Genomic DNA, 20954 nt, shown 5'->3' with positions numbered 1-20954 from the left:
GAAAATCAAAAATTGTTTTTGATGCTCGATGCTGTGAGTGCCCACACAGATTGCTTGATTCAAATTGTTAAAGAGCGACGCAGCTTTTGCTGCTGCGGGAGTGGCATTCTACTCAACCGCCTTCTCGAGTCAAGCCTTATTTGCAAAGGCTTTTCGAGGTTACCGACCCGGTTGTTTGCGTTGCCGCTTGCCCTGTCGATGGAGGCGCATTATAGGGAGTGAATTCGTTCTGGCAACCCCTTATCGGCAATAAAATTGCAAAAAACTGCACTTTTTTAGTTATTCATCTCCGACCACAGCTTTTATACACACTTATCCACAGAAACCGCCTCCAGGTTGCTAGAATGGCCGAAAACAAGGAGGCCAAGATGGACTTGCGACTGAGACCTTACAAGGGAAAACGCCCACAACTGGGCAAAGGAGTATATGTAGATCCCTGCGCGACACTGGTGGGCGATATCCAGCTGGCCAACGATGTTCGGATGAAATGAGCAGACAATTCACCATTTCGCCAGGTTCAGGAACAACTCTTACCTTCTATATAGAAGAAGTTGAATGATGAGTTGAGGCAGTTGAGGCAGTTGAGGCAGTTGAGGCAGTTGAGGCAGTTGAGGCAGTTGAGGCAGTTGAGGCAGTTGAGGCAGTGTCAGAATGGATTAAGAGAAAAGCCGGGACAAGCCCGGCTTTTTCTTTATCACTCAGCAGCTGCTTCAGCAGCGGCCGGGCGGTCTACCAGCTCAATATAAGCCATAGGGGCGTTGTCGCCAGCACGGAAACCGCATTTCAGAATGCGAGTATAACCGCCGGCGCGCTCCAGGTAGCGCGGGCCCAGTTCATTGAACAGCTTAGCCACGATCGCGTTGTCGCGAGTGCGGGCAAATGCCAGACGACGATTAGCAACGCTATCAGTCTTGGCAAGGGTGATCAGCGGTTCAACTACACGACGCAGCTCTTTTGCCTTAGGCAGAGTCGTCTTGATGATCTCATGACGAACCAGGGAGCTGGCCATGTTGCGGAACATAGCCTGACGATGGCTGCTGTTCCGGTTCAGTTGACGACCACTCAAACGATGGCGCATGACCTTATCCTTCTAACTAAATCTGTGAAACCCGTAATCTGGATTACTCGTCAGCGATGCTGGCGGGCGGCCAGTTCTCAAGGCGCATGCCAAGAGACAGACCACGGGAGGCCAACACGTCCTTGATCTCAGTCAGGGACTTCTTACCGAGGTTAGGAGTCTTAAGCAACTCAACTTCGGTACGCTGTACCAGATCACCAATATAGTGGATAGCTTCTGCCTTCAGACAGTTCGCAGAACGAACTGTCAGCTCCAAATCATCGACAGGACGCAGCAGAATCGGATCAAACTCGGGTTTCTCTTCTTTCTTCTCGGGCACGCTGACATCGCGCAGATCCACGAAGGCTTCCAGTTGCTCGGCCAGAATAGTGGCAGAACGACGGATAGCTTCCTCAGGATCCAGGGTACCATTGGTCTCCATGTCGATGACCAGCTTGTCCAAGTCGGTACGCTGTTCCACACGTGCTGCCTCAACATTGTAGGCAATACGAACGATGGGGCTGAACGCGGAGTCCAGCAGCAGGCGACCGATAGGACGCTCTTCGTCATCGTTGTGAACACGAGCAGAAGCAGGCACATAACCACGACCGCGCTGAACTTTCAGGCGCATGCTGATTTCAGCATTGGCACCAGTCAGGTGGCAGATTACGTGCTCCGGGTTTACGATCTCGACTTCATCACCGTGAGTGATATCACCTGCGGTAACGGGGCCTGTTCCAGACTTGGTCAGGGACAGAGTTACCTCGTCCTTGCCTTCCAGCTTCACAGCGATACCTTTCAGGTTGAGCAGGATTTCAAGAATGTCTTCCTGTACACCTTCTTTGCTGCTGTACTCATGCAGTACCCCGTCAATTTCGACTTCAGTAACTGCACAACCGGGCATAGAAGACAGCAAAATACGACGCAGGGCGTTGCCCAGCGTGTGACCAAAGCCACGCTCGAGTGGCTCAAGAGTCACTTTCGCATGAGTCGGGCTAACTTGCTCGATGTCAACTAGCCGCGGTTTAAGAAAATCTGTTACAGAACCCAGCATTGTGTCCTCTCTTTAGAAGCTAGCTTTACTTGGAGTAAAGCTCGACGATCAGCTGTTCGTTAATGTCGGCAGACAGGTCGGAACGCTCTGGCAGGCGCTTGAAGGCACCTTCCATTTTAGCGGCATCAACCTCTACCCAAGTCGGCTTCTCGCGCTGACCAGCAACCTCAAGGGCAGCTTTGATACGCGCTTGCTTCTTAGCCTTCTCACGAACGCAGATCACGTCCTCAGGGGAAACCTGGAAAGAAGGAATGTTCACAACGCGGCCGTTTACCATGATGGCCTTGTGGCTCACCAGCTGACGAGATTCAGCGCGGGTAGCACCGAAGCCCATGCGGTATACGACGTTGTCCAGACGACCTTCCAGCAGCTGCAACAGGTTTTCACCGGTGTTACCCTTTTGACGGGCAGCGTCGCGGTAGTAGTTGCGGAACTGTTTTTCCAATACGCCGTAGATACGACGAACTTTTTGTTTCTCGCGCAGTTGCACACCGTAATCGGACAGACGGGGCTTGCGAGCGCCGTGCTGACCAGGAGCGGTGTCAATCTTGCACTTAGAATCAATCGCACGAACACCAGACTTCAGGAAGAGGTCTGTGCCCTCACGACGGCTAAGCTTAAGCTTAGGACCGATATATCTTGCCATCTTCTTTCTCCAACAATCCTAGACCAAGTAGCTACAGCGTTACACGCGGCGCTTCTTGGGAGGACGACAACCGTTGTGCGGGATCGGAGTCACATCAGTAATGTTAGTGATGCGGAAACCAGCCGCGTTCAGGGCGCGGATGGAAGACTCACGACCGGGACCCGGACCTTTGACCATGACTTCCAGGTTCTTGACGCCATATTCTTTGGCCATCTCACCAGCGCGCTCGGCAGCTACCTGAGCAGCGAACGGGGTGGACTTACGAGAACCACGGAAACCGGAACCACCAGAAGTAGCCCAAGACAGAGCATTGCCCTGACGGTCAGTAATGGTCACGATTGTGTTGTTGAAAGATGCATGAACGTGCGCAATACCGTCGCTCACTTGCTTTTTAACGCGCTTGCGAGCACGAGTCGGAGTTTTAGCCATTTTCTACCTTCCCGTTACTTCTTGATAGCCTTGCGCGGACCCTTACGGGTACGAGCGTTGGTCTTGGTACGTTGACCACGAACAGGCAGGCTACGACGGTGACGCAAACCACGGTAGCAGCCCAGATCCATCAAACGCTTGATGTTCATGGAAATCTGACGACGCAGGTCACCTTCAACGGTGAATTTACCTACTTGTTCACGCAGACTCTCGATCTGAGCTTCGTCCAGGTCTTTAATTTTCACATTCTCAGCGATACCGGCTGCGGCACAAATGGCCTTGGAGCGGGTACGACCGACGCCATAAATCGCAGTCAAAGCAATGACTGCATGCTTATGGTCAGGAATGTTAATGCCAGCGATACGGGCCACTATTCACTCCTACATATAGTAGATTACGACCACCACAAAGCCCGTGAGCGGATACGTGGCGGTCAACCAATACACAACAAAAGTTGGCTGGCTATATTAGCCAGCACAACTATTTGTTGCAAGTACTAACCGTAAAAAATTAGCCTTGGCGCTGTTTATGCTTTGGCTCGCTGCAAATCACACGCACCACACCGTGACGCTTGATGATTTTGCAGTTACGGCAGATTGCCTTAACGGAAGCACGAACTTTCATTGCTTAACTCCGTAACTACGCCGACCTTTAGCGGCCGTAGCCCTTCAGGTTGGCCTTCCTCAGGACGTCACCATATTGATGAGACATCATATGGGTTTGTACCTGAGCCATGAAGTCCATGATAACCACCACAATAATCAGCAGCGAAGTGCCACCGAAGTAGAACTGTACGTTCCAGGCAGTCATCAGGAACTGGGGTACCAGACAGATAAAGGTTATATAGAGCGCACCTGCCAATGTCAGGCGAGTCATAACCTTATCGATATAACGTGCTGTCTGCTCGCCCGGGCGGATCCCCGGGATAAAGGCTCCACTCTTCTTCAGGTTATCTGCTGTCTCGCGGGGGTTGAACACCAGCGCGGTATAGAAGAAACAGAAAAAGATAATGGCTGCTGCATACAGCATCTCGTAAAGCGGCTGACCCGGCTGCAGGACCATAGAGACCTGTTGCAGGATATCAGCGACTTTACCCTCACCCTGACCAAACCAGGAGGTAATGGTCCCCGGAAAGAGGATGATACTGGATGCGAAAATCGCAGGAATCACACCAGCCATATTCACTTTCAACGGCAGGTGTGTGCTTTGCGCGGCAAATACCTGGCGGCCTTGTTGACGCTTGGCATAGTTAACGACAATACGACGCTGACCACGCTCCACGAACACCACAAAGTAAGTCACTGCGAAAACAATCAAGCCCAGCAACAACAACAGCAGGATGTGCAATTCCCCTTGACGTGCCTGTTCGGCCGTAGCGCCAATGGCATGCGGCAGACCAGCAACGATACCTGTGAAAATAATCAACGAGATACCATTACCAATCCCACGCTCGGTAATCTGCTCACCCAACCACATCAAGAACATGGTACCGGTGACCAGACTCACAACCGCTGTGAAATAGAAGCCCAAACCCGGATGAGTCACGAGTCCTTGCATCATATTCGGCAGACCGGTTGCAATACCAATGGCCTGGAAAGTTCCCAAAACCAGCGTGCCCCAACGGGTATATTGGCTAATCTTGCGACGGCCGGATTCACCCTCTTTCTTGAGTTCAGCAAGAGCAGGATGAACCACTGTCAGCAGCTGGATAATGATCGACGCCGAAATGTACGGCATGATCCCCAACGCAAGAATAGAAGCACGCGATAGTGCACCACCACTGAACATGTTGAACATCTCAATGATGGTGCCCTTCTGTTGCTGGAACAACTCGGCCAGTACGGCGGCGTCAATACCAGGAATCGGCACATAAGAGCCTGCACGGAAAACGATAATCGCCCCGAGAACGAAGAGCAGACGGCTCTTCAGTTCACTCAGACCACCCTGTGCTTTAACATCCAATCCTGGTTTCTTAGCCATTGTACTGATTATTCCTCGATTTTACCGCCAGCGGCCTCGATGGCTGCACGTGCACCTTTGGTGACGGACAGACCACGAACGGTCACAGCACGGTCAATGTTGCCAGACAGAACAACTTTAGCGAACACGATGTTCTTGGTCAGAACGCCGGCTTGCTTCAGAGTGCTCACGTCGACTACATCACCTTCTACCAGGGCGATTTCGTTCAGGCGCACTTCGGCAGATACCAAAGATTTGCGAGAGAAGAAACCGAACTTCGGCAGACGGATTTTCAAAGGCATCTGGCCGCCTTCGAAACCGTTGCGGACTTTACCGCCACCGGAACGAGAGGTTTGACCTTTAACACCACGACCACCGGTCTTGCCCAGACCAGAACCGATACCACGGCCCGGACGGTGCTTAACGCGCTTGGAACCAGCGGCCGGAGACAGAGTATTCAGACGCATGCTTAGCCCTCCACCTTAACCATGTAATAAACCTGGTTGATCATACCGCGTACGCAAGGAGTATCTTCCAGCTCAACGGTGTGACCAATGCGACGCAGACCCAGACCACGCAGAGTCGCCTTGTGCTTTGGCAGACGGCCGATAGAGCTGCGAGTTTGAGTTACTTTTACAGTGTTAGCCATGTCGCATTACCCCAGAATTTCTTCAACGCGCAGACCACGCTTGGCAGCGATCTGTTCCGGTGACTGACCGTGAACCAGAGCGTCTACAGTTGCGCGAACAACGTTGATTGGGTTGGTGGAACCGTAGGTCTTAGCCAGCACGTTGTGGATACCAGCAACTTCCAGAACGGCACGCATGGCGCCGCCTGCGATGATACCAGTACCTTGAGAGGCCGGCTTCATGAACACGGTGGAACCGGAGTGAACACCTTTCACCGGGTGGTGCAGGGTGCCGTTGTTCAGTTCAACCTTGTTCAGGTTACGCTTAGCCTGTTCCATTGCTTTTTGAATAGCAGCCGGAACTTCACGGGCTTTACCGTAACCGTAACCTACACGGCCGTTACCATCACCCACCACGGTCAACGCGGTGAAGGACATGATACGACCACCTTTAACAGTTTTCGAAACACGGTTTACTGCAATGAGCTTTTCTTGCAGTTCGCCGGCTTGAGATTCGACTTTAGCCATCTTCGACTCCTAGCTTAGAACTGAAGACCAGCGTCACGTGCGGCAGCTGCCAGGGCAGCGATGCGACCGTGATACTTGAAACCGGAACGATCGAAAGATACGTTCTGAACGCCTTTGGCAATAGCACGCTCAGCGATAGCTTTACCTACAGCGGTAGCAGCATCTGCGTTACCGGTGTATTTCAGAGCTTCACTGATGGCTTTCTCTACTGTGGAAGCAGAGGCCAGAACTTCGGAACCGTTGGCTGCAATAACCTGCGCATAGATATGACGCGGGGTACGGTGAACAACCAGACGGGTAGCTCCCAGTTCCTGCATCTTTTTCCGAGCACGAGTAGCACGACGGAGACGAGCTGCTTTCTTGTCCATAGTGTTACCTTACTTCTTCTTAGCTTCTTTAGTACGCACTTGCTCGTTGGCATAGCGTACACCCTTGCCCTTGTAGGGCTCCGGAGCGCGGTAAGCACGGATATCGGCGGCGACTTGGCCAACCAGCTGCTTGTCGACGCCACGCAGAACGATTTCTGTAGCAGTCGGGCACTCAGCGGTCACACCAGCCGGCAGCGCATGCTCTACCGGGTGAGAGAAGCCCAGAGCCAGCGCAACAGCATTGCCCTTGATGGAGGCTTTATAACCTACACCAACCAGCTGCAGCTTGCGCTCGAAGCCTTGGGTAACACCGATTACCATGTTGTTGACCAATGCACGGGCAGTACCGGCCTGAGCGTCAGCACCAGCGATGCTGCCGCGCGGGGCGAACTTCAGTACATTGTCTTCTTTGGTCACTTCTACACCGGCGTGAATAGAGCGAACCAGAGAACCTTTACCACCTTTGATGGTCAGTTCCTGGCCGTTCAGAGTCACCTCTACGCCAGCAGGAATAGTGACGGGTGCCTTAGCAACACGAGACATTTCCTACCTCCTATTAAGCGACGTAGCAGATGATCTCACCGCCCATGCTTGCTTTGCGAGCAGCACGGTCAGTCATCACACCTTTAGACGTGGACACGATAGCAACACCGAGACCGCCCATAACTTTCGGCAGATCAGTAGTGCGCTTGTAAATACGCAGGCCTGGACGGCTTACGCGTTGGATCAGTTCTACAACTGGCTTGCCCTGGAAATATTTCAGTTCAATTTCCAGTTCCGGCTTCACGTCACCAGCTACGGAGTAGCCAGCGATGTAACCTTCTTCTTTCAGCACTTTGGCAATAGCCACTTTCAGCTTGGAAGAAGGCATGGAAACCGCAACTTTGCTCGCCGCCTGACCGTTACGGATGCGGGTCAGCATATCCGCGATCGGATCTTGCATGCTCATAAGTCTAACTCCCGAGATTCGTTACCAAGAAGCCTTCTTCAGGCCCGGAATTTCGCCCTTCATGGCATGCTCACGCACCTTGATGCGAGACAGGCCAAACTTGCGCAGGAAACCGTGCGGACGACCAGTAATATTGCAACGGTTACGCTGGCGGGACGGACTGGAATCACGGGGCAGCTGTTGCAGTTGCAGTACAGCATCCCAACGCGCTTCTTCAGAAGCGTTCATGTCAACGATGATAGCTTTCAGCTCGGCACGCTTGGTCGCGTACTTGGCTACCAGCTTGGCACGCTTTGCTTCGCGCGCTTTCATGGATGTTTTAGCCATAACCCTAACCTTACTTGCGGAATGGGAAGTTAAAGGCAGCCAGCAGAGCACGGCCTTCTTCATCGGTATTCGCGGAAGTGGTGATGGTGATATCCAGACCACGGACGCGATCGACTTTGTCATAGTCGATTTCCGGGAAGATGATCTGCTCACGCACGCCCATGGAGTAGTTACCACGACCGTCGAACGCTTTAGCGTTCAGGCCACGGAAGTCACGGATACGCGGTACGGAGATGCAGATCAGCCGTTCCAGGAACTCCCACATACGCTCGCCACGCAGGGTTACTTTACAACCTATCGGGTAGCCTTCACGAATCTTGAAGCCCGCAACAGATTTGCGAGCTTTGGTGATCAGCGGCTTCTGACCGGAAATGGCAGCCATATCGGCAGCAGCATTTTCCAGCAATTTCTTGTCAGAGATCGCTTCACCAACACCCATGTTCAGGGTGATTTTCTCGATCCGAGGGACTTGCATGATAGTCTTGTAACCGAACTGCTTGGACAGTTCATTTACTACATCGGATTTGTAGTAATCATGCAGTTTCGCCATCGTTAAACTCCAATTACTTCACAAGTTCGCCGGTGGATTTGAAGAAACGGACTTTTTTGCCGTCTTCAATCCGGAAACCAACGCGGTCAGCTTTGCCTGTGGCAGAGTTGAACAGCGCTACGTTTGATACATCGATGGGGGCTTCTTTGGTGACGATACCGCCAGCCTGACCCAGTGCGGGTACCGGCTTCTGGTGTTTCTTCACCTGGTTGATGCCTTCCACGATTACCTTACCTTTTGCAATCAGGACTTGAGTGACTTTGCCACGCTTGCCCTTGTCTTTGCCGGTAAGAACAATCACTTCGTCTTCGCGACGGATTTTAGCTGCCATCGTTCGACTCCTTACAGTACTTCGGGTGCCAGGGACACAATCTTCATGAACTTCTCATTACGCAGTTCACGGGTCACCGGGCCAAAAATACGAGTACCGATTGGCTGTTGGTTGTTGTTAAGCAACACAGCCGCATTGTTGTCGAAACGGATGACAGAGCCGTCCGGACGACGAACGCCTTTACGGGTGCGTACGACCACCGCGTTATACACATCACCTTTCTTCACTTTACCGCGAGGAATGGCTTCCTTGATGGAAACCTTGATGATGTCGCCGATGCCGGCGTAACGGCGGTGCGAGCCACCCAGAACCTTAATACACATTACACTGCGAGCGCCGGAGTTGTCGGCAACACCCAGCATACTTTGCATCTGGATCATCTTAGTGCTCCGCTTTGTTTACTTCTTATCCCTAATGGGATCTGGCTGCCTTCAAAAGGCGCGAAACTATAACACAGGATTTTCAGAAAAGGTAGCCTAAAAAACAAACGGCCCCTGAAAGGGGCCGCTTGGACTACAAAGTACCGATTAGGCCTTTTCTACAACGGCAACCAGGGTCCAGGACTTGGTCTTGGACAGCGGGCGGCATTCGCGGATTTCCACGAGGTCGCCAGCTTTGCACTCGTTGTTTTCGTCATGCACGTGCAGCTTGGTAGTGCGCTTGATGATCTTACCGTAGATCGGGTGCTTTACCTTGCGCTCGATAGCAACAGTGATGGACTTGTCCATCTTGTCGCTGATTACACGACCTTGCAGAGTACGGATCTTGTCAGTCATTACGCACCTGCCTTCTCAGTCAGTACAGTCTTGATACGTGCGACGTCACGACGCACTTGTTTCAGAGTGTGAGTCTGAGCCAGCTGGCCGGTGGACGCTTGCATGCGCATGTTGAATTGCTCACGCAGCAGGCCCAGCAGCTCCTGGTTCAGTTCTTCGACGCTCTTTTGACGCAGATCTTGGGCTTTCATCACATCACCGTCTTAATTACGAAAGTGGTCTGAACAGACAGCTTAGCTGCGGCCAGGGCAAACGCTTCACGCGCCAGAGCCTCAGGTACACCGTCCATCTCGTACAGAACCTTGCCAGGCTGGATCGGGCAAACCCAGTATTCCACGTTACCCTTACCTTTACCCATACGAACTTCGAGGGGCTTTTCGGTGATGGGCTTGTCCGGGAACACACGGATCCAGATCTTACCTTGACGCTTAACGTGACGGGTCATGGCACGACGGGCTGCTTCGATTTGACGAGCAGTCAGCTGACCACGGGATGTCGCCTTCAGGCCAAAGGTACCGAAGGATACTTCGTTACCAGAGGTGGCCAGACCGCGGTTACGACCCTTGTGGGTCTTGCGGAATTTAGTACGCTTAGGTTGCAACATTTACCGAATCTCCTTACTTAGCAGCGCGGCGCTTGTTGTCACGCTTGGGCTTTGCAGGAGCTTGCTCTTGAGCAGCGGCAGCGTTAACAGCAGCCAGACCGCCCAGAACTTCGCCCTTGAAGATCCAAACTTTAACGCCGATCACACCGTAAGTGGTGTGGGCTTCAGAAGTTGCGTAGTCGATGTCGGCACGCAGGGTGTGCAACGGCACACGACCTTCACGGTACCATTCGGTACGCGCGATTTCAGCGCCGCCCAGACGACCGGAAACTTCCACTTTGATGCCCTTGGCACCCAGGCGCATTGCGTTCTGTACGGCGCGCTTCATAGCACGACGGAACATTACACGACGCTCCAGCTGGGAAGTGATGCTGTCGGCAACGAGTTTGCCATCCAGCTCCGGCTTGCGGACTTCGGAAATGTTGATCTGAGCAGGCACGCCAGCAATAGTGGCTACAGCTTTGCGCAGCTTCTCAACGTCTTCGCCTTTCTTACCGATGACAACACCCGGACGAGCGGTGTGAATGGTCACACGGATGCTCTTGGCCGGACGCTCAATGGTGATCTTGGACAAGGACGCGTTTTTCAGTTCCTTGGTCAGGAACTGGCGTACTTGAAAATCGCTGTACAGGTTGTCAGCGAAGTCTTTGGTGTTCGCGAACCAGGTAGAATTCCAAGGCTTGGTAATACCCAGGCGAATGCCATTAGGATGTACTTTCTGACCCATTGCTTATCTCCCAGCCTTAGCGTCGGATACCACTACAGTGATGTGAGCGGTACGCTTGAGGATACGATCCGCACGACCTTTGGCACGCGGACGGATGCGCTTCATGGAGGGACCTTCGTCGACCATGATAGTAGCAACACGCAGCGCGTCGATATCGGCGCCTTCGTTGTGCTCAGCGTTTGCAATGGCAGATTCCAGCACTTTCTTAACCAGCACTGCAGCCTTTTTCGGGCTGAAGGTCAGGATATTCAGAGCCTTGTCTACGGACAGACCACGTACTTGATCGGCTACCAGACGAGCTTTCTGGGCAGAAGTACGGGCATAACGGTGTTTAGCGATAGCTTCCATCATTTATCCCTTAGCGCTTCTTAGCCTTCTTATCAGCAGCATGGCCGCGATAAGTACGAGTCGGTGCGAATTCACCCAGTTTGTGACCGATCATTTCTTCGGTAACGAAAACCGGAACGTGCTGACGACCATTATGGACAGCGATGGTCAAACCGATCATGTTCGGGATGATCATTGAACGACGGGACCAGGTTTTAACCGGCTTTTTATCCCCGCTTTCCACCGCTTTCTCTACCTTCTTCAGCAAGTGCAGGTCAATAAATGGACCCTTCTTGAGAGAACGTGGCATGGTGATTCCTCTATGTTAACAATTACTTGTTACGACGACGTACGATGTACTTGTCGGTACGCTTGTTCTTACGGGTCTTGAAGCCTTTAGCCTTCTGGCCCCATGGGGACACAGGCTGCATGCCCTTGTTACGACCCTCACCACCACCGTGCGGGTGGTCAACCGGGTTCATCGCCATACCGCGAACGGTCGGACGAATACCACGCCAGCGGTTTGCACCGGCTTTACCCAGTTGACGCAACATGTGCTCGGAGTTACCGACTTCACCGATGGTAGCGCGGCACTCGGCCAGAACTTTACGTACTTCGCCGGAACGCAGACGCAGAGTTACATAGTTACCTTCACGAGCCAGGATCTGGATGAAAGTACCAGCGGAACGAGCCAGCTGGGCACCTTTACCAGGCTTCATCTCTACAGCGTGAACGGTAGAACCAACCGGGATGTTGCGCATCGGCAGGGCGTTACCTACCTTGATGGCTGCATCAGCACCAGAAGCGATCGCGTCACCAGCTTTCAGGCCTTTCGGAGCCAGGATGTAACGACGCTCACCGTCTGCATACAACACCAGAGCGATGTTAGCGGTACGGTTAGGATCGTATTCCAGGCGCTCTACTTTAGCCGGGATACCGTCTTTGTCGCGCTTGAAGTCGACGATACGGTAGTGCTGCTTGTGACCACCACCGATATGACGGGTAGTGATACGGCCGTTGTTGTTACGACCACCGGACTTGCTTTTGCTGTCCAGCAGAGCGGCGAAGGGCTTGCCCTTGTACAGCTCTTGATTGACGATCTTGACGACGTGGCGGCGGCCCGGAGAAGTAGGCTTGCACTTAACGATTGCCATTTTTGAGAACTCCTCTTACTCGGCTGCGCCCATGAAGTCGATGTCCTGACCAGCTTTCAGGGTCACATAAGCCTTTTTCCAATCGGAACGACGGCCTACGCGTGCACCTGCGCGCTTGGTCTTACCCTTCATGTTCAGGGTACGGACGGTCTCAACTTCGACCTCGAACAGTTTCGCAACTGCAGCTTTGACTTCCGCCTTGGTAGCATCAACAGCAACTTTGAACACGATAGTGTTCTGCTTTTCTGCAACCATGGTGCTCTTTTCAGAGATGTGCGGAGCCTTCAGAACTTTCAGCAGACGCTCTTCACGGATCATGCCAGCATCTCCTCGATTTGCTTAACTGCGTCAGCAGTCATCAGAACCTTGTCGAAAGCGATCAGGCTGACCGGGTCGATACCGGCAACGTCACGCACGTCAACTTTGTACAGGTTGCGAGCAGCCAGGAACAGGTTCTCATCGACTTCAGCAGTCACGATCAGAACGTCAGTCAGTTCCATTTCTTTCAGCTTGGCGATCAGTTCTTTGGTCTTCGGAGCTTCGATGCCGAACTTCTCAACAACGATCAGGCGCTCTTGACGTACCAGCTCGGACAGAATGCTACGGATAGCGCCGCGGTACATCTTCTTGTTTACTTTCTGGCTGTGATCTTGCGGCTTAGCAGCAAAAGTCACACCACCGGAACGCCAGATGGGCGAACGGATGGAGCCAGCACGGGCACGACCAGTACCCTTCTGACGCCACGGCTTTTTGCCGCCACCAGACACTTCAGAGCGAGTCAGCTGCGCACGAGTACCCTGACGGGCACCAGCGGCATATGCAACGACGACCTGGTGAACCAGAGCTTCGTTGAATTCGCGCCCGAAGGTAGTCTCGGAAACTTCAAGAGCGCTCTTGGCGTCTTTCATTACCAATTCCATTACTATCTCCTCAGACGTTACGCTTTGACGGCAGGTTTGACGATCACGTTGCCGTTGGTTGCACCCGGTACTGCACCTTTGATGAGCAGCAGGTTGCGTTCAGCGTCAACACGAACCAGTTCCAGGTTCTGAGTCGTTACACGCTCAGCACCCATGTGACCAGCCATCTTTTTGCCCTTGAATACACGACCCGGAGTCTGGTTCTGACCGATAGAACCCGGAACGCGGTGAGACAAGGAGTTACCGTGGGTCATATCCTGGGTGCGGAAGTTGTGGCGCTTAACAGTACCAGCAAAGCCCTTACCTTTGGATGTGCCGGTAACGTCTACCAGCTTAACGTCAGCGAGAAGATCTACTTTCAGCTCGCTACCAACAGTGAAAGTTTCACCGTTGTTCAGACGGAATTCCCACAGACCGCGACCGGCTTCTACACCAGCTTTGGCGAAGTGGCCAGCTTCCGGCTTGGTCACACGGCTGGCTTTCTTGGCGCCAGTGGTAACCTGAATAGCGTTGTAGCCGTCGGTTTCTACAGATTTGACCTGAGTTACACGGTTAGCTTCAACTTCGATAACAGTCACCGGGATAGAAACGCCATCTTCAGTGAAGATGCGAGTCATACCCACTTTGCGACCTACAAGACCGATTGTCATTGTTATCAACCTCTTTCCGTAATTAACCCAGGCTGATCTGGACGTCTACACCAGCTGCCAGATCCAGACGCATCAGGGCGTCTACGGTCTTGTCAGTCGGCTCAACGATGTCTACCAGACGCTTGTGAGTGCGGATCTCGTACTGATCACGCGCATCTTTGTTGACGTGCGGGGAGATCAGGACGGTGAAGCGCTCTTTGCGAGTCGGCAGCGGAATAGGACCGCGAACCTGCGCGCCAGTGCGCTTAGCAGTTTCAACGATTTCCGCAGTGGATTGATCAATCAGGCGATGATCAAAAGCCTTCAGGCGGATACGGATTCTTTGGTTCTGCATTGACAGAGCTCCAATAGATAAAAGAACATAAATCAACACCGCCCGACCGAGATTTCTCCCGCCAGAGGTGTGATTTTTCACGTTTCCCCCCATATCGGGAGGACTGTATGGCTGGCTCCTGTAAACAGGAAACTCAGCAGCAGACATATCGTCTGGCTTACCTCATGGGTAAGCGAAGGGGATTATACGGATTTTTCAAATTTGCGCAAGGAAGAGCGAACAGATTATGCTCAGTTTTATGTGGCAGATGGATCTCGCCTGCGGCAACGCACTCTGTGCCAACACCCAGGTAACGACAATGTTACAAGCAGACTGGTAGACTGTGCGCTTGCCTCTGTCAGTGGAACGACATCCCATGCTCAAAGATCAAAAGAAAGCCTATCAGTATGGCCTTTGCGCCGTTGCCCTCTGGTCGACGGTCGCCACAGCCTTCAAGATCTCCCTCGCCTATTTCGAACCTGTGCAACTGTTGCTTGTGGCCGCCTTCACCTCGACTCTCACGCTGACAGCCGTCGTCGCCAAACAGGGCAAACTGCCGCTGCTGGGGAGCTACATCAAGGCCCGCCCTCTCTACTACCTGACTCTGGGCGTGCTGAATCCCTTTCTCTACTACCTGTTGCTGTTCAAAGCCTATGATCTGCTGCCTGCCCAGCAGGCACAGACCCTCAACTACACCTGGGCCATTACCCTCAGTCTGCTGGCCGTTCCCTTCCTCGGCCAGAAGCTGCGTCGGCGCGATGGCGTCGCTATCGTGCTGGGGTATTTTGGCGCACTGGTGATCGCCACCAGAGGGGATGTATTCGGCCTCCATTTCGACAGCCCCCTCGGCGTGACGCTGGCGCTGGTCTCGACCCTCATCTGGGCCAGCTACTGGATCCTCAACACCCGCAATCAGGGCGATCCTATTGTCAGCCTGTTGCTCGGCTTTATGATCAGCCTGCCTTTTATCTTCGTGGCGACCTGGTTGCTCTCCGATTTTGCCATGACCGCCTGGCAGGGATGGGCTGGAGCCATCTATGTGGGACTGTTCGAAATGGGTTTCGGTTTCGTGCTCTGGCTGATGGCGCTGCGCCATGCCACCAACACGGCCCCCATCAGCAACCTCATCTTTATCTCGCCGTTTGCCTCACTGGTGCTGCTCAATCTGCTGATCGGCGAAGCCATCCATCCGGCCACCCCCATCGGGTTGGCGCTCATCGTTGCCGCCCTGCTGATCCAGCAGCTCAAGTACGGCAAACGCTATCGAGCATCAGTCGAAACCAAGAGCTGACCATGCAAAAGGGCGTATCCACGGATACGCCCTTCTCTCAATCCATCCACTCCTGTGGCTGATGTTTCGGCAGCCGCATCTCGACCAGCAGGCCGCCGAGATCCGAGCTTCCCAACCGGATAGTGCCGTGGTGCTGGGCGACTATCTTGGCCACGATGGCCAACCCCAGCCCACTACCGCCGACGGTCCGCGCCACATTCCCCTGAGTAAAAGGCTTGAGCACCCGGGAATAGTCCTGCTCCGGAATGCCGGGGCCATCATCGGAGAGGCGCAAGCGCACCCAGTGCCCATCGTCCTTGAGCTCGGCATGCAAGCGGCTCGCCCCATAACGCTGCGAGTTGCTTGATAGGTTGTTCAACACCCGCCGGATACTGACCGGATTGCAGGCCACCCGCACCGCCTCTTGCGGCAGCGCCAGATCGACCTCCAGCCCCTGCTCCGAGTAGATCAGCAAGGTATCATGCACCAGCTGGGTCAGGTCGATAGGCTCAAAATCCTGCCCCTCGTCCGGGCGGATGTAGTCGATGAACTGATCGATGATGGCATTGGACTCATCAATGTCGGCGTTGATGCTCTCCTTGAGGTACTCGTCACCGGAGGACATCATCTCGGTGGCCAGCCGGATACGGGTCAGCGGGGTTCGCAGATCGTGGGAGACCCCCGCCATCATCAGGTTACGCTCTTCGATCAGGCTCTTGATGGAGTGCGACATATGGTTGAAGGTGCGGGTCAGCCGCCGCACCTCCCTTGAGCCCAGCTCCCCCAGCGCCTCGGGGAAATGGCCCCTGGCAACAGCAACTGCACCAGCCTCGAGATCCTCGAGCGGGCGCACCAGCTGCCGGGCAAAGCGCCAGGCCGCAAACAGGGTGATCACCAGCAGCACGCTCAGATAAATGATGAGGGGTTCGATATCGTCATCTTCAATCTCGGTCAGCGGGATCCGCACCCAGATTTTGCTGGCCTGCGGCGGCTGGATCCAGATGATGTAGTGATCCTGGATCTCGACCCGCACCTTGGCCGGGCCACCCAGTTCGCGGCTGATATTCTCCTCCAGATAGGGGTACGGCTTGGCATCGTTGAAGCCATGCTGCACCGCCTCGCTCTGGGTATAGATGTCGGTACCGGTCGTCACATAGACCAGCGCCTCGGCATCTTCACTCAGCGCCAGTTGTTCGGTGTTGACCGGAAAGATCAGCTTGACCTGATTGGCCAGCAAGTGACTGATCTGCTTGACGGTCGGCGCCAGCAGATAGTTGTAGAAGGTGACGTAGGAGACCGCTTGATAGACCACCAGGACGGCGGCCAGAAACCAGAGCATGCGGGAAAACATGCTGCCGACTTTTTTCATGCACCGTCACCATCTGGCACGAACACATACCCCAGACCCCAAACGGTCTGCAGGTAGCGGGGCTGGGCCGGATCCTGTTCCAGCAGGCGGCGCAGGCGAGAGACCTGCACGTCGATGCTGCGCTCGGTGGCGGTGTATTCGCGGCCACGGGCCAGATTCATCAGCTTGTCGCGGGAGAGCGGCTCGCGCGGATGGCTGACCAGCACCTTGAGCACCGCAAATTCACCGCTGGTGAGCGCCATCGGCTCGCCATCCCGGCTCAGCTCGCGGGTCGCGAGATTGAGTTGAAAAGCTCCGAAGTTGACCACCTTTTCTGCAGCAGAGGGAGCCCCCGGCAGCTCGACGGTATGGCGGCGCAGTACGGCACGGATCCGCGCCAGCAGTTCGCGGGGGTTAAACGGCTTGGGCAGATAGTCATCAGCCCCCATCTCGAGCCCGACGATGCGATCCACTTCATCCCCCTTGGCGGTGAGCATCAGCACCGGGATCTGGTTGCCCGCTTCCCGCAGACGGCGGCAGATGGAGAGCCCATCCTCCCCCGGCAACATCAGGTCGAGCACCATCAGGCTGAAGTTTTCACGAGTCAGCAAGCGATCGGCCTGCTCGCCATTGGCCACGCCGCGCACTACGAATCCCTGCTCGGTGAGATAGCGTTCCAACAGGGAACGTAATTTCAGGTCATCGTCCACGACCAGGACCTTGTATTGCTGCTGACTCATTGCTTTGCCTCTTCATTCTTTAGCTGCCCCCAATACTAGGGGGGGATATAGCGGGAGCAAAGCACAAATATGTTACCGGTTATTACCCATGATCAGAGCGTGACGGCCATCAAGCCATCCTCCAGACCAGCTCCGCTGAATGGCTCCCGCCAAGCTGGCGCAATTTCTCTCGACAGCAAGAGGACAAAAGCTAATATTCCCGAGCAGTTAGCGATGAATCCCCCTCTTTGACCAGGTCCGCATCACCATGAAGACAAAGCTGATCACCCGCGAAGGCTACAACAAGCTGAAAGAAGAGCTCGATTTCCTCTGGCGCCAGGAGCGCCCCGAGGTCACCAGGAAGGTGGCATGGGCCGCCAGTCTGGGGGATCGCAGCGAAAATGCCGACTACCAGTACAACAAGAAGCGGCTGCGGGAGATCGATCGGCGGGTGCGTTACCTGCGCAAATGTCTCGAAGAGCTGGGGATCGTCGACTATGCCCCCGCGCAGGAGGGCAAGGTCTTCTTCGGTGCCTGGGTCGAGGTGGAAAACGAAGAGGGCGAGACCAAGCGCTTTCGCATCGTCGGCTATGACGAGATCTTCGAGCGCAAGGATTACATCTCCATCGACTCCCCCATGGCCCGCGCCCTGCTCAAGAAAGAGGTCGGTGATGAGGCCATCGTCCGTACGCCAGTTGGTGACGTCTGCTGGTATATCAACGAGATCAGCTACCCCAAATAGCCGGACTACTGGTGAGCGGCTTGCCACAAACACATCCTGAGTCACAGGTGCAATGGCAAGATATGCGCTCTCCCCTGCGACTTATCAGTCTGACGGGTGCAGACCCCGGCGCAGGGTGGCATCCCGCAACACGACCCCATATAGTGCTCACACTTGGCGCCTGATGGCGCGGACTCGACCACAGAGGCCCTCAACAACATCATGATGCAAACCATAGAGAGACAGATTGCCGGTGAGCTCAATACTCGCCCGGAGCAGGTGCAGGCCGCAGTGCGCCTGCTGGATGAAGGCTCGACCGTGCCCTTTATCGCCCGTTACCGTAAAGAGGTGACCGGCGGTCTGGACGACAGCCAACTACGTACTATAGAGAGCCGCCTCGGCTATCTGCGTGAACTGGAAGACCGCCGTCAGGTGATCATTCGCTCCATCGAAGAGCAGGGCAAGCTGACCCCCGATCTGATGCGCGAATTGAACGGCGCCGACAGCAAGACCCGACTGGAAGATCTCTACCTCCCCTACAAGCCCAAGCGCCGCACCAAGGGGCAGATGGCGATCGAAGCCGGGTTGGAGCCGCTTGCCAACCTGCTGCTCAGCGACCCGATGCAGGATCCCGAGCAAGCGGCTGCCACCTTCCTCAATCCCGAACAGGGCATTGCCGACAGCAAGGCGGCCCTCGACGGCGCCCGCTATATCCTGATGGAGCGCTTCGCCGAGCAGGCCGACCTGCTGGAGAAGCTGCGCGACTACCTGTGGCAAAATGCCACCCTGCGCGCCCGCGTGGTGGCAGGCAAGGAGCAGGAAGGGGCCAAGTTCAAGGACTATTTCGAACACGACGAACCCCTGCACAAGGCCCCCTCCCACCGGGTGCTGGCCATGCTGCGCGGCCGCAATGAAGGGATCCTCAATCTGGCTCTGGTCACCGGTGACGATGAGAGTGCCAGCCCCTGCGAAGGGATCATTGCCCACCACCTCAATCTCAATCTGCAGAACCGCCCGGCCGACAAATGGCTGCAAGGGGTGGTGAGCTGGACCTGGAAGATCAAGTTGTCGCTTCAGATGGAGACCGAGCTGATCGGCCGTATCCGCGAGTCGGCAGAGGAGGAGGCAATCAAGGTGTTCGCCATGAACCTCAAGGATCTGCTGATGGCGGCCCCGGCCGGCATGCGCTGCACCATGGGGCTGGATCCGGGCATCCGCACCGGGGTCAAGGTTGCCGTGGTGGATGCCACCGGCAAGCTGGTCGATCACGCCACCATCTATCCGTTCGAACCAAAACGCCAGATTGATCAAAGCCTCAAGACCCTGAGCGAGCTGTGCCAGAAACACAAGGTCGAGCTCATCAGCATCGGCAACGGCACCGCCTCGCGGGAGACCGACCGCCTGGTGAGCGACCTGTTCGAGCGCTACCCCGCCGCCAAGGCGCAGAAGATAGTGGTGAGCGAAGCGGGGGCCTCGGTCTACTCCGCCTCCGAACTCGCCTCTCAGGAGTTCCCGGATCTCGACGTCTCGATCCGTGGCGCCGTCTCCATCGCCCGCCGCCTGCAAGACCCGTTGGCCGAACTGGTCAAAATCGATCCCAAGAGTATCGGGGTCGGCCAGTATCAGCACGACGTCGGCCAGAGCCAGCTGGCCCGCCGGCTGGATGCCGTGGTTGAGGATTGCGTGAACGCGGTCGGGGTCGATGTGAACACCGCCTCGGTCGCCCTGCTCAACCGGGTTTCCGGCCTCTCCCAGACGCTGGCCCAGAACATCGTCGCCTATCGGGATGAGCACGGCGCTTTCAAGAGCCGTCAGCAGTTGCTGAAAGTGAGCCGACTCGGCCCCAAAGCCTTCGAACAGTGTGCTGGCTTCCTGCGCATTCGCGGCGGCAGCAATCCCCTCGACAGCTCGGCGGTACACCCGGAGTCCTATCCGGTCGTGGAGCGGATCCTCGCCAAGCTGGAGCAGACTGTGGAGAGCCTGCTCGGCAACAGCAGCCTGCTGCGCAGCCTGAAACCGGCCGATTACACCGATGAGCAATTCGGCGTGCCCACCATCACCGACATCATCGGCGAGCTGGACAAGCCGGGCCGCGACCCGCGCCCCGAGTTCAAAACCGCGACCTTCAAGGAAGGTGTGGAGCAGATCAGCGACCTGGTGCCAGAGATGGTACTGGAAGGGGTAGTCACCAACGTCACCAACTTCGGCGCCTTCGTCGATATCGGTGTTCATCAGGACGGTCTGGTGCACATCTCCTCCCTGACCGACCGTTTCGTCAAGGATCCCCGTGAGGTGGTCAAGGCCGGCGACATTGTGCGGGTCAAGGTGCTGGAAGTGGACGCCCCGCGCAAGCGGATCAGCCTCACCATGCGCCTTGACGAGAAAGCGGGGCAAGCTTCCCGCAAGCCGGCTGAAGCGCGCAACAGCAGTGCCGGCAACACCAAGCCAAGAAATGAGCCGCGGCAAAGCCCCCCTATGGGTGGTGCCATGGGCAACGCCTTTGCGGCAGCACTATCCAAAGCGAAAAAGTAACGACACCGTCCGGAACGCCTCTGAATGCAAAAAGCCCCGCAAGGGGCTTTTTTACACGCGAAGCTCA

34 protein-coding genes and 1 pseudogene are annotated in these 20954 nt (G+C 55.2%); 5 read left to right on the top strand and 30 right to left on the bottom strand.

Features of this window, described 5'->3' with window-relative positions; all coding sequences use genetic code 11:
• The coding region (locus G5315_RS12435) for a hypothetical protein (RefSeq protein WP_421333118.1) at nt 1-222 on the top strand (222 nt) is incomplete at its 5' end.
• 146 nt (nt 223-368) lie between these two features.
• Nucleotides 369-476: pseudogene (locus tag G5315_RS12430) on the top strand (gamma carbonic anhydrase family protein); the annotation flags it as partial.
• A gap of 218 nt (nt 477-694) precedes the next feature.
• On the opposite strand, the gene rplQ reads toward G5315_RS12430, so the two are convergent.
• The 28 genes from rplQ to rpsJ form a co-directional block, all read right to left on the bottom strand.
• Nucleotides 695-1078: a 50S ribosomal protein L17 gene (gene rplQ, locus G5315_RS12425; protein WP_005307999.1), complete on the bottom strand. Its 384-nt coding sequence runs from the start codon at nt 1076-1078 to the stop codon at nt 695-697.
• A gap of 43 nt (nt 1079-1121) precedes the next feature.
• Nucleotides 1122-2111, bottom strand: coding sequence for a DNA-directed RNA polymerase subunit alpha (locus tag G5315_RS12420; protein WP_005307997.1), 990 nt, complete (start codon nt 2109-2111; stop codon nt 1122-1124).
• A 25-nt stretch (nt 2112-2136) separates the two neighbouring features.
• On the bottom strand, nt 2137-2757 hold the full coding sequence (gene rpsD, locus G5315_RS12415) for a 30S ribosomal protein S4 (protein ID WP_005342696.1): 621 nt from the start codon (nt 2755-2757) through the stop codon (nt 2137-2139).
• Between the two features lie 39 nt (nt 2758-2796).
• Nucleotides 2797-3186: a 30S ribosomal protein S11 gene (rpsK, locus tag G5315_RS12410; RefSeq protein ID WP_005307993.1), complete on the bottom strand. Its 390-nt coding sequence runs from the start codon at nt 3184-3186 to the stop codon at nt 2797-2799.
• Between the two features lie 14 nt (nt 3187-3200).
• Nucleotides 3201-3557 carry a 30S ribosomal protein S13 gene (gene rpsM / locus G5315_RS12405; protein ID WP_005307991.1) on the bottom strand — a complete coding sequence of 119 codons (357 nt, stop codon included), beginning with the start codon at nt 3555-3557 and terminating at the stop codon, nt 3201-3203.
• Between the two features lie 139 nt (nt 3558-3696).
• Nucleotides 3697-3810, bottom strand: a complete 114-nt coding sequence (gene rpmJ / locus G5315_RS12400) for a 50S ribosomal protein L36 (RefSeq protein WP_005319705.1) — start codon at nt 3808-3810, stop codon at nt 3697-3699.
• Between the two features lie 27 nt (nt 3811-3837).
• A complete protein-coding gene (gene secY, locus G5315_RS12395) occupies nt 3838-5166 on the bottom strand; it encodes a preprotein translocase subunit SecY (RefSeq protein WP_005307989.1) in 1329 nt (442 codons plus the stop codon).
• An 8-nt stretch (nt 5167-5174) separates the two neighbouring features.
• Nucleotides 5175-5612 (bottom strand): 50S ribosomal protein L15, encoded by a 438-nt coding sequence (gene rplO, locus G5315_RS12390; RefSeq protein ID WP_005342691.1) that lies wholly within the window; start codon nt 5610-5612, stop codon nt 5175-5177.
• A 2-nt stretch (nt 5613-5614) separates the two neighbouring features.
• Nucleotides 5615-5794, bottom strand: a complete 180-nt coding sequence (gene rpmD / locus G5315_RS12385) for a 50S ribosomal protein L30 (RefSeq protein ID WP_005307985.1) — start codon at nt 5792-5794, stop codon at nt 5615-5617.
• A gap of 6 nt (nt 5795-5800) precedes the next feature.
• The gene (gene rpsE / locus G5315_RS12380; protein ID WP_005342686.1) at nt 5801-6301 is read right to left on the bottom strand and encodes a 30S ribosomal protein S5; all 501 of its coding nucleotides are present in this window, start codon (nt 6299-6301) and stop codon (nt 5801-5803) included.
• A gap of 14 nt (nt 6302-6315) precedes the next feature.
• The gene (gene rplR, locus G5315_RS12375; RefSeq protein WP_005340606.1) at nt 6316-6669 is read right to left on the bottom strand and encodes a 50S ribosomal protein L18; all 354 of its coding nucleotides are present in this window, start codon (nt 6667-6669) and stop codon (nt 6316-6318) included.
• Between the two features lie 9 nt (nt 6670-6678).
• The gene (gene rplF / locus G5315_RS12370) at nt 6679-7212 is read right to left on the bottom strand and encodes a 50S ribosomal protein L6 (RefSeq protein ID WP_005340607.1); all 534 of its coding nucleotides are present in this window, start codon (nt 7210-7212) and stop codon (nt 6679-6681) included.
• Nucleotides 7213-7225: 13 nt separating this feature from the next.
• On the bottom strand, nt 7226-7618 hold the full coding sequence (gene rpsH, locus G5315_RS12365; protein WP_005307980.1) for a 30S ribosomal protein S8: 393 nt from the start codon (nt 7616-7618) through the stop codon (nt 7226-7228).
• Nucleotides 7619-7639: 21 nt separating this feature from the next.
• Nucleotides 7640-7945, bottom strand: a complete 306-nt coding sequence (gene rpsN, locus G5315_RS12360; RefSeq protein WP_005340609.1) for a 30S ribosomal protein S14 — start codon at nt 7943-7945, stop codon at nt 7640-7642.
• A 10-nt stretch (nt 7946-7955) separates the two neighbouring features.
• A complete protein-coding gene (gene rplE, locus G5315_RS12355; protein ID WP_005331162.1) occupies nt 7956-8495 on the bottom strand; it encodes a 50S ribosomal protein L5 in 540 nt (179 codons plus the stop codon).
• 13 nt (nt 8496-8508) lie between these two features.
• Nucleotides 8509-8826, bottom strand: a complete 318-nt coding sequence (gene rplX / locus G5315_RS12350; protein ID WP_005307977.1) for a 50S ribosomal protein L24 — start codon at nt 8824-8826, stop codon at nt 8509-8511.
• Nucleotides 8827-8837: 11 nt separating this feature from the next.
• Complete coding sequence (gene rplN, locus G5315_RS12345) at nt 8838-9206, bottom strand: 50S ribosomal protein L14 (protein ID WP_005307975.1); 369 nt, start codon at nt 9204-9206, stop codon at nt 8838-8840.
• Nucleotides 9207-9353: 147 nt separating this feature from the next.
• Complete coding sequence (rpsQ, locus tag G5315_RS12340; protein WP_005307966.1) at nt 9354-9602, bottom strand: 30S ribosomal protein S17; 249 nt, start codon at nt 9600-9602, stop codon at nt 9354-9356.
• A complete protein-coding gene (rpmC, locus tag G5315_RS12335; protein ID WP_005307965.1) occupies nt 9602-9793 on the bottom strand; it encodes a 50S ribosomal protein L29 in 192 nt (63 codons plus the stop codon). The genes rpsQ and rpmC overlap by 1 nt, the downstream gene beginning before the upstream one ends.
• Nucleotides 9793-10206: a 50S ribosomal protein L16 gene (gene rplP / locus G5315_RS12330; RefSeq protein WP_005340612.1), complete on the bottom strand. Its 414-nt coding sequence runs from the start codon at nt 10204-10206 to the stop codon at nt 9793-9795. The genes rpmC and rplP overlap by 1 nt, the downstream gene beginning before the upstream one ends.
• 13 nt (nt 10207-10219) lie before the next feature.
• Complete coding sequence (gene rpsC / locus G5315_RS12325; RefSeq protein ID WP_005307962.1) at nt 10220-10933, bottom strand: 30S ribosomal protein S3; 714 nt, start codon at nt 10931-10933, stop codon at nt 10220-10222.
• A 3-nt stretch (nt 10934-10936) separates the two neighbouring features.
• Nucleotides 10937-11281, bottom strand: coding sequence for a 50S ribosomal protein L22 (gene rplV, locus G5315_RS12320; RefSeq protein WP_005319741.1), 345 nt, complete (start codon nt 11279-11281; stop codon nt 10937-10939).
• Nucleotides 11282-11291: 10 nt separating this feature from the next.
• Complete coding sequence (gene rpsS / locus G5315_RS12315; protein WP_005307960.1) at nt 11292-11570, bottom strand: 30S ribosomal protein S19; 279 nt, start codon at nt 11568-11570, stop codon at nt 11292-11294.
• A 22-nt stretch (nt 11571-11592) separates the two neighbouring features.
• Nucleotides 11593-12414: a 50S ribosomal protein L2 gene (rplB, locus tag G5315_RS12310; protein ID WP_005340614.1), complete on the bottom strand. Its 822-nt coding sequence runs from the start codon at nt 12412-12414 to the stop codon at nt 11593-11595.
• Nucleotides 12415-12429: 15 nt separating this feature from the next.
• A complete protein-coding gene (gene rplW / locus G5315_RS12305) occupies nt 12430-12732 on the bottom strand; it encodes a 50S ribosomal protein L23 (RefSeq protein WP_005307955.1) in 303 nt (100 codons plus the stop codon).
• Nucleotides 12729-13334: a 50S ribosomal protein L4 gene (gene rplD, locus G5315_RS12300; protein WP_005340616.1), complete on the bottom strand. Its 606-nt coding sequence runs from the start codon at nt 13332-13334 to the stop codon at nt 12729-12731. Before rplD ends, rplW begins: the two co-directional genes overlap by 4 nt.
• A gap of 17 nt (nt 13335-13351) precedes the next feature.
• Nucleotides 13352-13984: a 50S ribosomal protein L3 gene (rplC, locus tag G5315_RS12295; RefSeq protein ID WP_005340620.1), complete on the bottom strand. Its 633-nt coding sequence runs from the start codon at nt 13982-13984 to the stop codon at nt 13352-13354.
• A 22-nt stretch (nt 13985-14006) separates the two neighbouring features.
• The gene (gene rpsJ / locus G5315_RS12290; protein ID WP_005307944.1) at nt 14007-14318 is read right to left on the bottom strand and encodes a 30S ribosomal protein S10; all 312 of its coding nucleotides are present in this window, start codon (nt 14316-14318) and stop codon (nt 14007-14009) included.
• Nucleotides 14319-14673: 355 nt separating this feature from the next.
• Between rpsJ and G5315_RS12285 the strand changes: the two genes are divergently transcribed.
• On the top strand, nt 14674-15588 hold the full coding sequence (locus tag G5315_RS12285) for a DMT family transporter (protein WP_421333117.1): 915 nt from the start codon (nt 14674-14676) through the stop codon (nt 15586-15588).
• Nucleotides 15589-15625: 37 nt separating this feature from the next.
• Here G5315_RS12285 and envZ read toward each other — a convergent pair whose 3' ends face one another.
• Both envZ and ompR read right to left on the bottom strand, forming a co-directional pair.
• Nucleotides 15626-16936, bottom strand: coding sequence for a two-component system sensor histidine kinase EnvZ (gene envZ / locus G5315_RS12280; RefSeq protein ID WP_100644841.1), 1311 nt, complete (start codon nt 16934-16936; stop codon nt 15626-15628).
• Nucleotides 16933-17655 carry a two-component system response regulator OmpR gene (ompR, locus tag G5315_RS12275; protein WP_005340625.1) on the bottom strand — a complete coding sequence of 241 codons (723 nt, stop codon included), beginning with the start codon at nt 17653-17655 and terminating at the stop codon, nt 16933-16935. The genes envZ and ompR overlap by 4 nt, the downstream gene beginning before the upstream one ends.
• A 247-nt stretch (nt 17656-17902) precedes the next feature.
• Here ompR and greB point away from each other — a divergent pair, with 247 nt between their 5' ends.
• Nucleotides 17903-18376 carry a transcription elongation factor GreB gene (greB, locus tag G5315_RS12270; protein ID WP_005355349.1) on the top strand — a complete coding sequence of 158 codons (474 nt, stop codon included), beginning with the start codon at nt 17903-17905 and terminating at the stop codon, nt 18374-18376.
• Nucleotides 18377-18577: 201 nt separating this feature from the next.
• Complete coding sequence (locus tag G5315_RS12265; protein ID WP_421333116.1) at nt 18578-20887, top strand: Tex family protein; 2310 nt, start codon at nt 18578-18580, stop codon at nt 20885-20887.
• Nucleotides 20888-20954 lie beyond the last annotated feature (67 nt).

The sequence above is a fragment of the Aeromonas sp. 603607 genome, assembly GCF_049171595.1.
Lineage (GTDB): Bacteria > Pseudomonadota > Gammaproteobacteria > Enterobacterales > Aeromonadaceae > Aeromonas > Aeromonas veronii.
The sequence above is the reverse complement of the archived record's forward strand: the minus strand, read 5'-3'. Positions and strand labels throughout refer to the sequence as shown.

Coding starts and splice junctions, on each gene's coding strand:
- rplD (WP_005340616.1), bottom strand. CDS start 13,334: ATGGAATTGGTAATGAAAGACGCCAAGAGCGCTCTTGAAGTTTCCGAG.
- rplR (WP_005340606.1), bottom strand. CDS start 6,669: ATGGACAAGAAAGCAGCTCGTCTCCGTCGTGCTACTCGTGCTCGGAAA.
- rpsK (WP_005307993.1), bottom strand. CDS start 3,186: ATGGCTAAAACTCCGACTCGTGCTCGCAAGCGCGTTAAAAAGCAAGTG.
- rpmC (WP_005307965.1), bottom strand. CDS start 9,793: ATGAAAGCCCAAGATCTGCGTCAAAAGAGCGTCGAAGAACTGAACCAG.
- rpsC (WP_005307962.1), bottom strand. CDS start 10,933: ATGGGTCAGAAAGTACATCCTAATGGCATTCGCCTGGGTATTACCAAG.
- G5315_RS12265 (WP_421333116.1), top strand. CDS start 18,578: ATGATGCAAACCATAGAGAGACAGATTGCCGGTGAGCTCAATACTCGC.
- rplX (WP_005307977.1), bottom strand. CDS start 8,826: ATGGCAGCTAAAATCCGTCGCGAAGACGAAGTGATTGTTCTTACCGGC.
- rpmD (WP_005307985.1), bottom strand. CDS start 5,794: ATGGCTAACACTGTAAAAGTAACTCAAACTCGCAGCTCTATCGGCCGT.
- rplC (WP_005340620.1), bottom strand. CDS start 13,984: ATGACAATCGGTCTTGTAGGTCGCAAAGTGGGTATGACTCGCATCTTC.
- rpsH (WP_005307980.1), bottom strand. CDS start 7,618: ATGAGCATGCAAGATCCGATCGCGGATATGCTGACCCGCATCCGTAAC.
- G5315_RS12420 (WP_005307997.1), bottom strand. CDS start 2,111: ATGCTGGGTTCTGTAACAGATTTTCTTAAACCGCGGCTAGTTGACATC.
- rplF (WP_005340607.1), bottom strand. CDS start 7,212: ATGTCTCGTGTTGCTAAGGCACCCGTCACTATTCCTGCTGGCGTAGAG.
- rplQ (WP_005307999.1), bottom strand. CDS start 1,078: ATGCGCCATCGTTTGAGTGGTCGTCAACTGAACCGGAACAGCAGCCAT.
- rpsS (WP_005307960.1), bottom strand. CDS start 11,570: ATGCCACGTTCTCTCAAGAAGGGTCCATTTATTGACCTGCACTTGCTG.
- rplO (WP_005342691.1), bottom strand. CDS start 5,612: ATGCGTCTGAATACTCTGTCTCCGGCCGCTGGTTCCAAGCGCGTTAAG.
- rplN (WP_005307975.1), bottom strand. CDS start 9,206: ATGATCCAGATGCAAAGTATGCTGGGTGTTGCCGACAACTCCGGCGCT.
- rplE (WP_005331162.1), bottom strand. CDS start 8,495: ATGGCGAAACTGCATGATTACTACAAATCCGATGTAGTAAATGAACTG.
- rpsQ (WP_005307966.1), bottom strand. CDS start 9,602: ATGACTGACAAGATCCGTACTCTGCAAGGTCGTGTAATCAGCGACAAG.
- G5315_RS12285 (WP_421333117.1), top strand. CDS start 14,674: ATGCTCAAAGATCAAAAGAAAGCCTATCAGTATGGCCTTTGCGCCGTT.
- rplP (WP_005340612.1), bottom strand. CDS start 10,206: ATGTTGCAACCTAAGCGTACTAAATTCCGCAAGACCCACAAGGGTCGT.
- rplW (WP_005307955.1), bottom strand. CDS start 12,732: ATGATCCGTGAAGAGCGTCTGCTGAAAGTTCTGAAGGCTCCGCACATC.
- rpsD (WP_005342696.1), bottom strand. CDS start 2,757: ATGGCAAGATATATCGGTCCTAAGCTTAAGCTTAGCCGTCGTGAGGGC.
- secY (WP_005307989.1), bottom strand. CDS start 5,166: ATGGCTAAGAAACCAGGATTGGATGTTAAAGCACAGGGTGGTCTGAGT.
- rpsJ (WP_005307944.1), bottom strand. CDS start 14,318: ATGCAGAACCAAAGAATCCGTATCCGCCTGAAGGCTTTTGATCATCGC.
- envZ (WP_100644841.1), bottom strand. CDS start 16,936: ATGAAAAAAGTCGGCAGCATGTTTTCCCGCATGCTCTGGTTTCTGGCC.
- rpsE (WP_005342686.1), bottom strand. CDS start 6,301: ATGGCTAAAGTCGAATCTCAAGCCGGCGAACTGCAAGAAAAGCTCATT.
- ompR (WP_005340625.1), bottom strand. CDS start 17,655: ATGAGTCAGCAGCAATACAAGGTCCTGGTCGTGGACGATGACCTGAAA.
- rpmJ (WP_005319705.1), bottom strand. CDS start 3,810: ATGAAAGTTCGTGCTTCCGTTAAGGCAATCTGCCGTAACTGCAAAATC.
- rplV (WP_005319741.1), bottom strand. CDS start 11,281: ATGGAAGCTATCGCTAAACACCGTTATGCCCGTACTTCTGCCCAGAAA.
- rplB (WP_005340614.1), bottom strand. CDS start 12,414: ATGGCAATCGTTAAGTGCAAGCCTACTTCTCCGGGCCGCCGCCACGTC.
- greB (WP_005355349.1), top strand. CDS start 17,903: ATGAAGACAAAGCTGATCACCCGCGAAGGCTACAACAAGCTGAAAGAA.
- rpsN (WP_005340609.1), bottom strand. CDS start 7,945: ATGGCTAAAACATCCATGAAAGCGCGCGAAGCAAAGCGTGCCAAGCTG.